Genomic DNA, 13,459 nt, shown 5'->3' with positions numbered 1-13,459 from the left:
GAGGCTTCTGCCGAGCCGTAAACGTGAGAGTGCGTGTTCTTACTTGCGGTTCCGCAGAAGTGTCCCCCGGAGGAACGAGAGCGAATCATGGAAGTTCGGGATACAGTTGCCATCGTCACCGGCGGAGCAAACGGAATCGGCAAAGCGATCTGCCGAGCTCTGGCGAATGCTGGTGCGCGGCATGTGATGGTCGCGGATCTCGATGTGGGCCGGGCGCAGGAAGTGGCGAAGGAAATCGGCGGCACCGCTGTGCAGTGCGATGTTTCGCAGGAGTCGGCGATTCAGCGACTGGTCTCAATGACCGAAGAGGCCCACGGGGGAATTGACCTGCTGATCTCCAATGCCGGCATCACCACCAAAGGAGGACCGGAGGTTCCTGATGCGGATTGGCTGCGACTCTGGAACGTCAATCTCATGGCCCATGTGTACGCTGCCCGGGCGGCCCTACCCAAGATGCTCGAACGGGGGCATGGGTATTTCGTGCAGGTCGCTTCCGCTGCGGGGATTCTTACGGAGATCGGTTCTGCTCCGTATTCGGTGACGAAACACGCTGCGGTGTCGTTCGCAGAATGGCTTTCGGTCCATTATCAAAAGCAGGGGATCCGGGTTTCGTGCGTCTGCCCCGCTGGAGTCGCGACCGACTTCCTCGACATGAGCGATCCCGTGCACCAGTTCCTGCACATGAACGCTGTCACTCCGGAAGTGGTGGCCGACTGCATCTTGCAGGGAATCCACGATGAACAGTTCCTGCTGCTGCCGCATCCGGAGATTGGCGAGTTCTTCGCGTTCAAGACCCAGGACTACGACCGCTGGCTCAAGCAGTTCGCCCGGATCAATGAGAAGCTCCAGAAGAAAATGAAGAAGCTGCAGGGGGCGCCGGGGGAAACGGATCGATGACCGGGTATCGTGGATGAGATGCAGATGTTCCGTTCGGCCTCCGCTGCGCAACGGCTCGCCTTCGGGAGACTCCGCGGAGAATTTGAATCGCCATGCAGCTTTCCATCATCACCGCCACCTGCCAGCGGCCCGCACTCCTCGCCCATTGCCTCGACCAGTTTCGAACTCAATCCACGGGCTGTTTAAAGTGCGAGCAGATTGTTGTCTCCGACGGGCCCGATCCGGTCGCCCGGAGTCTGGCGAAACGGTGGGGGGCGCGTTATTTCGAGTTGCCCGCACAGCGGGGACACGCTGGCGCGTTCGCCAAAGATCTGGGAATTGCAGAAGCACGTGGTGAATATGTCGGCTTCTGGGATGATGACAATCTCTACGAGTCCCACGCTGTGAGCTCGATGTTCGCTGCTGCTCGTGGAGTGGATATCGGAGTCGTTCGTGCTGAACACCGGCTTCATAAGCGAACAGGATTCGTGACTCTTCCGAGAAGCTGGAACGGGACGTTTCGCCCGGGAGACATCGACACGATGTGCGTCTGTGTGACGCGAGAACTCGCGTACCAGGAGAAGTGGGGAGATGAAGACAGCTCTCCCGGGACGGATCACCGCTGGCTGAGGAAGCTGGAAGCACATCATCCGCGGATTCGCTATGTTCCAGTTGTGATCGGAATCCACCTGTAGCTGAAATGGCGGCTTGCGGGATTGCGCAGCTGAGACGAGAATCAAGCTGATCATTCGTGGAATGGAACCACGGATTTCCCTGAAAGAGTCATGAAGGATTGTCACCGCGAATCAGGCGAATGTCGCGAATGGATGTGAGAGATTACACTCATCTGGGATCGTGGTGAGTTCATTGATGGTCAGTGTTCGGTTGGAAAGAATTCGCCTGATTCGACCTATTCGCGGTTTCTCAATATTTCTTAACTCTTCGTTCTGACCTGCATCGTTCAAATTCATGTGGCATCGTGTAGCAACTTTGGAAGACTTCCCCGAGACCGGGGCCAGGGAGTTCGTGATTGATGGTCGGCTAGTGGCGGTCTTCAATTCCGACGGTGTGCTGACTGCCATGGACGGGATCTGCCCGCATGCCGGCGGACCGCTGGGAGAAGGGACTGTGCAGAACGGAGTGGTCACGTGTCCGTGGCACGGCTGGCAGTTCAATGTGTCGACCGGCAAACACTGTTTGAGTTCGCAAATCCGCCAGGCCTGCTTTCCGGTCAAGGTGGAAGGCTCAGAGATCTTCGTGGAGCTGCCGTGAGCGAGCCGGCAGCGACCTCGACCGCCCCAGCCAGCCTCGGGGACCGTGCACTGAACATTCTGGCGACCGGATTCGGCACCGGGTATTTCCCGCGTGGACCCGGGACAGTTGGCAGTCTGCTCGGCCCGCCGCTGATCTGGCTGCTGGGGACGGACGGAACCCGCCCGCTCATCACCGTGCTATGCGGGATCGTTTTCTTTTTGATCGGAATCCCGATCTGCAACGCGGGGATCCGGGTGCTGCATGCGAAGGACCCTCAGCAGGTCGTCTTCGATGAGATCGTCGCGTTCTTCTGGGTCTTTCTGCTGGTGCCGATCAACATCGGAACTGCGGTGAGCGGATTTCTGCTCTTCCGTGTGTTCGATATTCTGAAGCCCTGGCCGATCCGTCGCCTGGAGTGGCTTCCCCGAGGGTTGGGGATCATGGCGGATGATGCGGTGGCGGGGATGATTGCCGGCGGGTTGCTCGCGATCGGGTGGCGGCTGTTCGGGGCGACCGGTCTGTGACCAGAGAGGCGAGCTTCTCCGGCAGAAAGATTTGTCATTGGTCATTTCTCAATGGTCATTTGTCATTGAGAAGATGTTGGGGCGTTACTGGATTCGATTGGCTGGTCTTGAACCCATAGCGGTGCTTCCGACTTGAATGAATCGCACGCTCTCCTCGCCGACGGTCGTCGAGAGCATTCTGCCCGACTTCATCTTTTGTGGAGTTTCGCCTTCCACTCGGACGTACAGCCAGCCGACGCCTCCGAGGGGATCAACAATCCGGTAATCTCCGACATCCAGTCCGAGCGGAAGCTGATCGAGATGTGCCTGCAGGATTACTTCTGCAATGAGGAGTCCATCCGCTTCCACGCTGAAGCTCTTGGCCTGGCGTCCCAGCGTGACTCGCATTTCAGGAGCAGGGGAGGGGATGGAATCTGCAATGACAGAAAGCGATTCCGATTCTTCAACCGGAACCCATTCCGGCTCGACTTCCGCGATTCCCCGCTGAATGGGAGCTGTCCGTTGAGCCATCTTCCGGGGAGGCTGATCGTTGGCCCAGACCCCAGCGAAGATCGCTGTAAATGCGATCAGCGCCAGTGATCGAGTGATCGTTTGCTGCAACTCAACCATCTCGGACGTCCAACAAAAGTAGCCTGGAGAACCAGGGGGATCTTTTCTGTTATCGGCCGCTCTGGATGTGTGAGTGTTTTGAATCCGGACCCGGCTCGATTCAAAACAGAGAATTGAGGGCGAGCGGTTAATTCACAGCGTTTCGGCGTGAATTAACGATTAGCGCAGTATTGCCGGGGACCACCCGTTGCACGATGTGCCAAGCTGGCTTCGTGCCAGGCTCATTTGCCTAGCAGTGGAATGTTCAGCACGGACGCGGCGCGCCGCAGTGATTCATCGAGCGTCGCGAGAGGGAGTTGCTGACGGACAGCAAGTTCCAGATAAACGGCATCGTAAATGGTGAGTCCGTGATTGCGGCAGAGCGGCATCAGAGTCTCGAACGCTCGACGCGGAGGGCCTTCATCCACCTGAATCTCCAGGACGCCCAGCAGCTGGACAAACTCCTCCGACGCCTGAGCGGAAATTCGCTGTCGCTTTTCCGCCATGAGGAGCACATTCGCCACTTCCAGGTACCAGAGTGACGGAACCAGAACCGCCTCGGAGATGAGGCGATCCTGAATTGCTGCGGTTTGCGGAGTTGCTTCATCTGCGAAGCACCAGGACATTGTCATGGAACAATCGAGGATCAGCGTCGGGCTCATTTCCGGCCTTCTGCGATCAGGTCTTGAATGCGAAGCCCGTCGAGTCGTTGTCCCGAGGAGAGCTGCCGCATGCGGTCGATCGCATTCCTTCGGCTCTGAAGAGATGTCCCTGGAGTTGCTGGAACCAGCCGGGCAACGGGATGGCCATGGCGGGTGATCGTGATTTCTTCGCCTGCAGCCACCCGTTCGAGAAGCTGGGAGAAGTGCGTCTTGGCTTCGTAGGCGCCGCAGGTGTGCAGGGGCGAGTCAGACATCATGATTCAAGTCGGCGGTGAGTTTGGACTGGTCTTCAACTAGTCTAGATCTGCCAGTTTGCTGGTCAATAGCTGACGCCGATTACCGACAAAGTTTCTCGCTTCCTCAACTTGTCGAAGCGACGAAAGTCGATATACTGTCTGTTCTTTGCAACGATTTGAGATCAAAAACTGACGCCGAAAATCATCGGCGATATCGAATTAAGGGCTTGCCGCCCAACATTTTGCAGCTTGGAGGATTGTGTGGTTCGGTTGCGTTTGCGAGATAATGAGTCGGTGAATGATGCTGTGCGTCGTTTTCGAAAACTGGTTGAGCACAGCGGCGTGAAGAAGGAACTGCGCAAGCGGGAATTCTACGAAAAGCCGAGTGAGCAGCGTCGCCGCGAGAAGCGTCGTGCGAAGAACCGCGCCCGCATGAACCAAGTCATGAATGGCTAGGTCGGTCTTGCAACCGCTACTTTGAATTCCAGATGCTAAAGCACGCCAGTGAGCGTGCTTTTTGCACTTGAGGACTCATTAGTTCAGCAAAAGAATCAATCCGTCTCGTTCGCAAATTCGATGGTAAGCTTGCCTGAAATTGAACACTCACTGAGACGAACTACAACGAAAGTAAATTTGCGATGACCCATTGCTGGCACGATGTCACTCCCGGCGAACATCTTCCCCGGGAATTCACCGCTGTGATCGAAATTCCAATGGGCTCCAGCGTCAAATACGAGCTCGACAAAAAGACCGGACTGCTGAAGGTCGACCGGGTTCTGTATTCCGCCGTGTATTACCCGGCCAATTATGGCTTTATTCCCCAGACCTACGCTGAAGACGACGACCCGCTGGACGTGCTGGTCATGTGTCAGGAACCGGTGGCTCCGCTGACGCTGGTGGAAGCCCGCGTGATCGGGCTGATGACCATGGTCGACGCCGGCAAGAAGGATCATAAGATCCTGGCCGTCGCCAAGTACGATCCGGAATACAACGACTGCGAGCAGTTCGACGAACTGCCCGCCCATCGCCTGCAGATGGTCCGCCGCTTCTTCCAGGACTACAAACTTCTGGAAGGAAAGTCCGTGGAAGTGGATGAGTTCCAGCCGGTCAGCGCGGCCATTCCCATCATCGAAAACGCACTGGAAGCCTACAGTACGCTCCGCCGACGCGGATTCATCGAACGTCGCTAAGTGCGAATCTTTGTAGCAGCATGGGGCAGCTCCTGCTGATCGCTGAATCCTTCAATGAAACGTCGCCACGTACAGTTCGTACGTGGCGAAACCATTTGTCAGCCTGGCTATGGATGCATGATGTCTGAGCAAATGTCCGCAGTCGAGAACTATCTCCGCCAGCAGGCTGAGATCAATGTCGAAGACCTTAAGCAGTTGCTTCGAATTCCCAGCGTGAGTGCAGACTCGCGGCACCGCAGCGATGTCGTTCGCGCCGCGGACTACATTCGGGAACAACTGGCCGATTGCGGCTGCGATTCGGAACTGGTGCAGACCAAAGGGCACCCGATTGTCTTTGCCCAGTGGAATCACAAGCCGGGACGGCCGACGGTCCTTGTCTACGGCCACTATGACGTCCAGCCACCTGACCCGTTGGATCAGTGGATCACTCCCCCCTTCGAGCCGACCGTTCGGGACGGGCAGATCTATGCCCGGGGAGCGACTGACGACAAAGGCCAGATGTTCACCCATGTGAAATCCGTTGCCGCCTGGCTGAAAGCGGTGGGCGAACTTCCCATCAACGTCAAACTCCTGATCGAGGGGGAGGAAGAGGTCGGCAGCAATAACCTCGATCTCTTCATCGAACAGAATAAGGAACGTTGTGCGTGTGATGTTGCTGTCATCAGCGATACCGCCCAGTACGGCCCCGGGATGCCAGCGATCACTTACGGGCTGCGGGGCATTATGGCCTGTGAGATCACGCTGCATGGCCCGAAACAGGATCTGCACAGCGGAGTCTTTGGAGGCTCCATTGCCAACCCGGTGAATGGACTCGCTCGGCTGATCGCAAAGCTGCAGGATGAGCAGGGACGAATTCAGGTTCCCGGGTTCTACGACGACGTCATTCCGCTGACGGATGAAGAACGCAGTGCGTTCGCCGCTCTTCCGTTTGATGAAACTGAATACCTGAGTGGAATTGGCTCGTCGGAAACGTTCGGGGAAGAGGGCTTCTCGACTCTGGAGCGCCGCTGGGCCCGGCCCACCTGTGATGTGAACGGTATTTTCGGCGGCTATACCGGAGAAGGCCCCAAGACGATTGTCCCCGCGAAAGCGACGGCCAAGCTGTCATTCCGGCTCGTCCCGGATCAGCAGGCCGATACGCTGATGGAACGGCTCGAACAGTTTCTGCGTGCGAACTGTCCGCGGGGACTGCGGCTCGAATTTAAGAAGTGGCATGGCTGCGAAGCAGTTCTGTGTGATCTGAACAGTCCTTACATGGATGCGGCCCGCAGGGCGATTGAAAAAGGGTTCGGGCAGGCTCCGGTCATGATCCGTGAGGGAGGTTCCATCCCGGTGGTCGCCACATTCAAGCGACTGCTGGGTGTCGACACGCTTCTGCTGGGCTGGGGACAGAATACGGACAACCTGCACAGCCCCAACGAGCACTTCAGCCTGGACGCCTACCATCGCGGGATTCTGTCCAGCGCCTGGCTTTGGCAGATGCTGGGTGAGTGAGATTTTGAGTGACCGATGGTCGGAGCTTTCCGCTTGACAATGCTCTCGGATTTTCGACTTTGAAGAACGTCTGGTAAACTGGTTGCGGGCACATTCCGAGTTCAGCATTCGCCGGAAAGTCAGCTGTATGGACATTCGCCTTCCAACCGAGTTAGAACAATTCGTTGACCAAGAGGTTGCTTCAGGCCGATTTCGTTCGCGGAGCGAGGCTGTTGAGGAAGCTCTGATGTTGCTGCGTCGTCGCGAGGTGATGTCCAATCGGTTGAGGCAGGACCTCCAGTCGGGAATTGATCAACTGGATGCTGGAAAGTATCTCGAAATCAGTTCCATCGAAGCCCAGAATGCTTTCATCCAGGAACTCGAGCGAGCGACGGAAACTCCTCTGAATTCAGCCGCGAATTAATGGCCAGGTACCACATTTCCGAACTTGCCCGGCAAGATCTGGTGGCGATCTGGAAATACATTGCTGCTGACAGTCGCGCGGCGGCTTCAGACACTTTGCGAGAGTTCTTCGAAACTTTCTCGATGATTGAACGACAGCCTCTGATTGGAGAGAGTCGCGATGATCTGCTGAGAGGGCTGCGTGGAATCTCGAAAGGTCGTTATATCGTGTTTTACCGCCTCAGGTCAGCTCCCCAAATTGTCGAAGTTGTGCGAGTCCTCCACGAGGCGAGAGATCAAGGGAGATTGTTCTGATTCAGCTTGAGGCAATGAATTCGATTTTAGACGCGTCTGAAGATTTCGTTTTCCCACAGCGACCAGCGCATTCCTGACAGCTTGCAGCTAAACTCTTCGACAGAAAACACTTGTCCGCCGTGAGCGGCTTTACCTTCTTTTCAGAACACTCACCTTCCATGCTTGACCTTCAATTCATCTGCGACAACCCGGAACTGATCGAAAAGAATTGCCGCGACCGGGGCGTGGCGATGAATCTGGCTGACCTGCTGACATTGCGTGCCAGCCGCAGTTCCCTGATCACCGAAGGGGACCGCTTGCGCCATGAGCAGAAGGAGATCGCTGCACAGATCCCCAAAGCGACTGCTGCCGAGCGTCCGGCGCTGATTGAACAGGGGAAGCAGCTCAAAGACAAGGTGGCTGTCAACGAGGCAGCTCTGCGGACAGTCGAAGCCGAGTTGAGGGCAGAGCAGACACGGATCCCGAACCTGACGCACCCCGATGCTCCGATCGGCGGTGAAGCGGAATCGGTGACCGTACGGGAATGGGGCCGCAAGCCGAAATTCGATTTCAAGCCGCTGGACCATGTGGAACTGGCTGCGAAGCTCGATCTGATTGACTTCGAAGCGGGAGCAAAGGTCGCCGGATCCGGCTTCTACTTCCTGAAGAACGAAGCAGTGCTGCTCGAACTGGCACTGGTTCAATATGCGATCGAGAAGGTGCGGTCGGAAGGGTTCACGCTGTACACCACGCCGGACCTGGCCCGGGACGAAGTCCTGGAAGGGATCGGGTTCTCGCCGCGTGGGAACGAGACACAGATCTACTCTGTGGATGGAACGGATCTCTCGCTGGTCGCCACAGCTGAGATTACGCTGGGGGGATCGCTGCGGGACCAGATCGTCAATGAAGCGGACCTTCCGATCCGGATGGCAGGGATCTCGCATTGTTTTCGGACTGAGGCAGGTGGCCACGGCAAAGCGGTTCGCGGGATTTACCGCGTTCATCAGTTCACCAAGGTCGAGATGTTCGCCTTCACAGCAGGTGATCTAAAGGCTTCAGACGAAGTTCATGCACAGATCGTGCGGATTGAAGAAGAGATCTTCCAGGGGCTGGGGATTCCGTACCGGGTTCTGAATATTGCTTCCGGAGATCTGGGCGGACCAGCCTATCGCAAGTTTGACCTGGAAGCGTGGATGCCCGGTCGGGGCACTGAAGGGGAATACGGGGAAGTCACCTCCGCATCGAACTGCACCGACTATCAGGCCCGGCGGCTGGGAGTGCGAAGCAAGTCGCCGGACCGGAAGGGAACGCAGTACGTGCATACGCTGAACGGAACTGCCGTCGCCTGCACGCGGGCTCTGATTGCGATTTTAGAAAACTACCAGCAGGCCGACGGCAGCGTGGTCGTTCCGGAAGTCCTCCGCAAGTGGGTGGGCACCGATCGGATCGTTGCGAAGAAGTAACAATAGAGTTCGGCGAGCGGGAGGCGTGAGCCTCCCGATGACGTTGTTGTGAACCAACGGAATCTGTTTGAATGGAATCGCAGCGTTCAGCTCAATCGGGAGACTGACGTCTCCCGCTCGCCGGGGTTATGAATGATTCGTCTGCTGGATCGGAATTGGCTAATCACATCCACGACGTACGGAACATGGCTTCCCGGCGATCAACGAGGATTCGTGAGTCCCGTTCGAGACGTTGATGGGAGTTTGGTCACGCGCAATGTTTTTCAGTCACCCATCGAATCTGATCACCCGCGACTTCAGCGAGTTTCTCGGTCAACTTTGAAGTCGGCACCTGTTTACCTGAATCAGCAACAGGCAGACACCATTGTGAGGCAGTTTGCTGAGACGTGCCGTTTCCGTAACTGGACGCTGGTCGCCACTTCCTGCATGCGAAATCATTTCCATGCGGTTCTCTCCGTTTCCGGTGATCCCGAGCCGGCCACATTGCTGCGAGACTTGAAAGGTTATGCGAGTCGTGCGCTGAATCAACAATGGCCAGCAGAGGTAAGGCCGATCTGGTGGACGGAGTCTGGTTCGAAAAGAAAATTGCCGGGTGAACAGGCGGTGAAAAACGCCGTCGCCTATGTTTGGAATCAGCAGGCTTGGCTGGCCCGATATAAAGACGGTGAAGTTCCGTGTGACTGGTTGAACCATCATGCGAGCAAGTAGGTCGAACAGACGCTAGAATGCCGGCAAGCACTTTGAGTTTAAATGGTTATGAAACGTCGTTTTATCGGGAGACTGACGTCTCCCGCTCGCCAGATATGTTTCGAATCCTCAGACACGCGTTTGCTGTTAACACTCCGCTGCCGCCTCCCACGCGGGAGCAGCTGCAGGTCGTCGAGCGCATTGCACACGAGGTGGTCCGGAGACGATTGACGACACCGGCGCTCACGTTTCTGGAGATGTCGCGTCCTCTGAATTTTCTGGGTTCGCAGGCGATGCACTTCTTCTCGCCGATGGTGACAACCGTGCTCGACGCTCCTGCGTATGAAGTGTTTGCGAAGTTCCTTGAGCGGCGCGATGCGATCGATCTCATTGTCAGTCGCATCGAGCATCTGGAGAGGCTGGCGACCCAGCGGGAGTCTTCAAACTCGTGAATTCTGCAGAAGCCCCTTCAGTGGAATCCCAGGAAGATCAGGAGCCGGTGCTTGGCATCGTCTGCGCGTTGAATCTGGAAGTGGCTCCGTTTTTGAAGCGGACGGAACAGTTCAAGGCGGAGTCAGGCAATGGGTTCACCTTTCGCGGTTGCCGGCTGAACGGCACCCGCATCTGTGTCGTCGAAGGGGGAACGGGAAGGAACCGTGCCCGTCAGGCGACGCATGCTCTCATCGACGCTTTTCAGCCTCCCTGGATCCTCTCCGTCGGATTTTCAGGTGCCCTGGTCGATGATCTGAAGATTGGTCACATTGTTGTCGCTGACGGCGTGACCGATCGGACCGGGTCAAAGCGACTCGCGATCGATTTGAAAATGCAGCCTGCCCCGGAAAAAGGGCTGCACGTGGGGCACCTGTGTGCGACTGATGAAATTGTCAGGCTGGTGCAGGAAAAGCGGGATCTGGCTGCTGCCACTGGAGCAATTGCCGTCGACATGGAATCGCTGGGAGTGGCTGAAGTCTGCCAGGAACGACGAACCCGCTTCATGTCCGTGCGCGTCATCTCCGACGACCTGTCGGAGGACCTTCCCCGGGAAGTTCTGGCACTGCTGGGACCGAAGGGGACCGTGAGGGCAGGTGCCTTGTTCGGATCGATCCTGAAACGGCCGGGTTGTGTCAAAGACCTGTGGTCCATGCGCGAGAAAGCGATTGACGCTTCCGAGCATCTGGGCGCGTTTCTTCCGGGGGTGATCAACGGACTCGCCAGGACACTGGCCAAGAAGTCCTGATGATTCGGACAAGGCAAATGCGGCGTTCAGGTTGAATCCTGAGTCGGTTCCGAATCATAATCAGATGGTCGGCGACGTCCGTTCGCCAAAGCGTGCGGTGCAGGTGTTCCAGCTTCGCTGCAGTGCCATCCCTGTTCGCTCTTTCTGTGAGTTCGCAAAGACAGGCGGGGGTGCCGACGTTTGAACGGGCTTACGAATTCAGAAAGCGGAATTGCAGCCGGCTCGGTGATGTTCGAGAGTCCCGGTTGGATCGGATTCCTGCTGCTGGTCGGTGGTCTTTTTCTTGTACTGCTGCTCGTTTCCGCGATTCGTTCGCCTGTCTCCTCTGGCGTGAAGTGGGGACTCTTTTCGCTCAAGGCGGCCGCTGTTCTGCTCTTGTTGCTTTGCCTGCTGAACCCGATGGTCTCTCGCAGTCGAGCCAAGCCCGGGGAGAATCTTGTCGTGCTGCTGGCCGACCAAAGCGCGAGCATGGGGATACGCCAGTCTCCCGGGGGAAACATCACCCGGGCGGAGTTCGCCAGGTCTCTGCTGGATCCCAATCAGTCCTGGCGAGAATCGTTGTCGCAGAATTTCGAAGTCCGAAGCTATACCTTCGGAACGTCGCTGGAACGGGCGGAGAACTTTCAGCAGCTCGAGCCCCAAAGCACTTCCTCTCTGCTCGGGGCCGCCCTGCGGGGTGTTCTCAACCGGTTTCAGGATCAGCCGCTGGCGGGCATCCTGCTGGTGACCGATGGCAACAGCACAGACCCGCTTCCTGAAAACCTGGAGCAGCTTGGGGTCCCCATCTTTCCGGTCATCGATGATTCGCAGGCTGCCCCGTTCGACATTGGAGTGGGAAAACTCTTCGTCAGCCAGACAAACTTCGAAGATGCACCTGTCACCGTGCAGGCCGCTGTCACGCTCACAGGTGAGAGCCCTGCAGATGTGATCGTCAGTCTCGAACCGATGGAGGGATTAAATTCCGCGGAACGGCTCACGCAGTCGTTGCGGGTGAGTCCGGGTACGGAGGGGACAGTCCGTTTCTCGGTGAAACCGTCCAAGGCCGGGACACTCTTTTACCGGCTGCAGGTTCGTGATCAGTCCGAGCCTGAGGCGTTTCAGAAACCGGAAAGCAGTCGTGAAGCAACTCTCAAGAACAACGAACGCTGGATCGCTGTGAATCGCGATCGGCACGTGTCGCGGATTCTTTATGTCGGTGGGCGACCGAACTGGGAGTATAAATTCCTCAACCGGGCTTTGGCGGAAGACCCGCAATTACAGCTGCCGACGCTGATTCGCATTGCCCGGAAGGAAGCCCGGTTCGAGTTTCGGGGACGCACCGGGGATTCCAGCAACCCGCTCTTTCGCGGTTTCAAATCGGATTCCGATGAGGGAACAGAAGACTACAGCCAGCCGGTGTTGATCCGGTTGAACATGCGCGACGGTCAGGAATTGAGCGAAGGGTTTCCGAAGGAGAAGTCGAAGCTCTTCGAGTATGATGCTGTGATTCTGGATGATGTGGAAGCTGCGTTCTTCACACACGAGCAGCAGTCGCTGATGGACCGTTTTGTCGCGGAACGAGGGGGTGGGCTGCTGATGCTCGGCGGCGTCGACAGTTTTCGGAACGGGAAATGGGAGCGAACTCCCGTTGCGGATGCGATGCCTGTCTATTTCAATCGGACCGAAGAAACGCCAGTGGGTCCACTGCGCTGGAAGTTGTCGAAAGAAGGCCGGTTGGAATCCTGGATGCGGCTCCGCCAGACGGAGCAGGCTGAAGAGGATCGAATTCGCGAACTGCCGGAGCTTGCCGTTATGAACCCGGTGACTCAGATTAAACCGGGAGCAAGTCTGCTGGCGGAACTTCGTGACCGGAACGGAGACATGGTCCCAGCCGTGGTAGTACAGCGTTATGGACAAGGTCGATCCGGGGCTCTTCTGGTGGGGGATCTGTGGAAGTGGAGCCTGCATGCATCGGAGTCGAGTCAGGATGACCTTGCCAAAGGCTGGCGGCAATTGGCCCGATGGCTGGTCGGCGACGTTCCAAGACGGCTCGCCGTCACGCTCGGGGACTCTGATCACGAAGGGACCCTGGCAAAGTCCATTGAAGTGCGGGTGCGTGATCGAGAGTTCCTGCCGAGTGAGACACGTCAGGTGACCGTGAATGTGACGCAGCCTGATGGAACGCAGGTGGAGCTGGAAACGCAGTTGAGTTCCGAAGAACCGGGACTGTATCAGTCCCAGTATGTTCCCAGACTTCCCGGGGCCTATGTGGCTGAAGTGATGGTGGCTGCTGATGAGGGGGACCCACAACTCACCAGCGCGGTCGGCTGGGCCAGCGATCCCACTGCCGACGAATTTGCGAGCCCCAGAGTGAACCTTCCGTTGCTCCGAGAACTCGCTGAAAAGACTGGGGGCAAGCTGATCGCTCCTGATCAGATGGATGCGTTTGTCTCGAACTTTCAGAAACGTGATCTCCCCGTCATGGAAACCGAAACGGTTCCGCTGTGGCACAGGCCCTGGCTTCTGGCGATCGTCGTGGGACTGCTGGCAGGCGAATGGGGAATCCGCCGCTGGAAGGGACTGGCATGAATCAG

17 protein-coding genes are annotated in these 13,459 nt (G+C 57.2%); 14 read left to right on the top strand and 3 right to left on the bottom strand.

What is annotated here, in order from left to right:
* The first annotated feature begins 87 nt into the window (after positions 1-87).
* From SH661x_RS21070 to SH661x_RS21055, 4 genes are all read left to right on the top strand, one after another.
* Positions 88-897 (top strand): SDR family oxidoreductase, encoded by an 810-nt coding sequence (locus tag SH661x_RS21070; RefSeq protein ID WP_437225745.1) that lies wholly within the window; start codon positions 88-90, stop codon positions 895-897.
* Positions 898-989: 92 nt separating this feature from the next.
* On the top strand, positions 990-1,571 hold the full coding sequence (locus SH661x_RS21065; RefSeq protein WP_437225743.1) for a glycosyltransferase family 2 protein: 582 nt from the start codon (positions 990-992) through the stop codon (positions 1,569-1,571).
* 274 nt (positions 1,572-1,845) lie between these two features.
* Positions 1,846-2,148 (top strand): Rieske (2Fe-2S) protein, encoded by a 303-nt coding sequence (locus SH661x_RS21060; RefSeq protein WP_437225741.1) that lies wholly within the window; start codon positions 1,846-1,848, stop codon positions 2,146-2,148.
* On the top strand, positions 2,145-2,654 hold the full coding sequence (locus SH661x_RS21055) for a phosphatidylglycerophosphatase A family protein (RefSeq protein ID WP_437225739.1): 510 nt from the start codon (positions 2,145-2,147) through the stop codon (positions 2,652-2,654). Before SH661x_RS21060 ends, SH661x_RS21055 begins: the two co-directional genes overlap by 4 nt.
* A gap of 84 nt (positions 2,655-2,738) precedes the next feature.
* Here the strand turns inward: SH661x_RS21055 and SH661x_RS21050 are convergent, their stop codons facing one another.
* From SH661x_RS21050 to SH661x_RS21040, 3 genes are all read right to left on the bottom strand, one after another.
* Positions 2,739-3,263, bottom strand: a complete 525-nt coding sequence (locus tag SH661x_RS21050) for a hypothetical protein (RefSeq protein ID WP_437225737.1) — start codon at positions 3,261-3,263, stop codon at positions 2,739-2,741.
* 221 nt (positions 3,264-3,484) lie between these two features.
* The gene (locus SH661x_RS21045) at positions 3,485-3,904 is read right to left on the bottom strand and encodes a type II toxin-antitoxin system VapC family toxin (protein ID WP_437225735.1); all 420 of its coding nucleotides are present in this window, start codon (positions 3,902-3,904) and stop codon (positions 3,485-3,487) included.
* Positions 3,901-4,161, bottom strand: a complete 261-nt coding sequence (locus tag SH661x_RS21040) for a type II toxin-antitoxin system Phd/YefM family antitoxin (protein WP_437225733.1) — start codon at positions 4,159-4,161, stop codon at positions 3,901-3,903. Before SH661x_RS21040 ends, SH661x_RS21045 begins: the two co-directional genes overlap by 4 nt.
* 240 nt (positions 4,162-4,401) lie before the next feature.
* On the opposite strand from SH661x_RS21040, the gene rpsU reads away from it, so the two are divergent.
* The 10 genes from rpsU to SH661x_RS20990 all read left to right on the top strand — a co-directional run bounded on the left by rpsU (position 4,402) and on the right by SH661x_RS20990 (position 13,454).
* A complete protein-coding gene (gene rpsU / locus SH661x_RS21035; RefSeq protein WP_437225731.1) occupies positions 4,402-4,596 on the top strand; it encodes a 30S ribosomal protein S21 in 195 nt (64 codons plus the stop codon).
* A 182-nt stretch (positions 4,597-4,778) separates the two neighbouring features.
* The gene (locus tag SH661x_RS21030; protein WP_437225729.1) at positions 4,779-5,330 is read left to right on the top strand and encodes an inorganic diphosphatase; all 552 of its coding nucleotides are present in this window, start codon (positions 4,779-4,781) and stop codon (positions 5,328-5,330) included.
* A 120-nt stretch (positions 5,331-5,450) separates the two neighbouring features.
* The gene (locus SH661x_RS21025) at positions 5,451-6,824 is read left to right on the top strand and encodes a dipeptidase (protein ID WP_437231229.1); all 1,374 of its coding nucleotides are present in this window, start codon (positions 5,451-5,453) and stop codon (positions 6,822-6,824) included.
* 127 nt (positions 6,825-6,951) lie between these two features.
* Entirely contained in the window at positions 6,952-7,227 is a 276-nt protein-coding gene (locus SH661x_RS21020) for a type II toxin-antitoxin system ParD family antitoxin (protein ID WP_437225727.1), read from the top strand.
* Positions 7,227-7,520, top strand: a complete 294-nt coding sequence (locus SH661x_RS21015) for a type II toxin-antitoxin system RelE/ParE family toxin (RefSeq protein WP_437225725.1) — start codon at positions 7,227-7,229, stop codon at positions 7,518-7,520. The genes SH661x_RS21020 and SH661x_RS21015 overlap by 1 nt, the downstream gene beginning before the upstream one ends.
* Before the next feature lie 158 nt (positions 7,521-7,678).
* Positions 7,679-8,962, top strand: a complete 1,284-nt coding sequence (serS, locus tag SH661x_RS21010) for a serine--tRNA ligase (protein ID WP_437225723.1) — start codon at positions 7,679-7,681, stop codon at positions 8,960-8,962.
* 132 nt (positions 8,963-9,094) lie between these two features.
* Complete coding sequence (locus tag SH661x_RS21005; RefSeq protein WP_437225721.1) at positions 9,095-9,670, top strand: transposase; 576 nt, start codon at positions 9,095-9,097, stop codon at positions 9,668-9,670.
* A gap of 17 nt (positions 9,671-9,687) precedes the next feature.
* Positions 9,688-10,101, top strand: a complete 414-nt coding sequence (locus tag SH661x_RS21000; protein ID WP_437225719.1) for a hypothetical protein — start codon at positions 9,688-9,690, stop codon at positions 10,099-10,101.
* Positions 10,098-10,886 (top strand): phosphorylase family protein, encoded by a 789-nt coding sequence (locus SH661x_RS20995; protein ID WP_437225717.1) that lies wholly within the window; start codon positions 10,098-10,100, stop codon positions 10,884-10,886. Before SH661x_RS21000 ends, SH661x_RS20995 begins: the two co-directional genes overlap by 4 nt.
* Positions 10,887-11,114: 228 nt before the next feature.
* Positions 11,115-13,454 (top strand): glutamine amidotransferase, encoded by a 2,340-nt coding sequence (locus SH661x_RS20990; RefSeq protein ID WP_437225715.1) that lies wholly within the window; start codon positions 11,115-11,117, stop codon positions 13,452-13,454.
* Positions 13,455-13,459: the final 5 nt, after the last annotated feature.

This window comes from Planctomicrobium stercoris, assembly GCF_051465655.1.
Taxonomy (GTDB): Bacteria; Planctomycetota; Planctomycetia; order Planctomycetales; family Planctomycetaceae; genus Planctomicrobium.
Note: the sequence above shows the minus strand (reverse complement) of the source record. Positions and strands in the feature narration are given on the sequence as shown.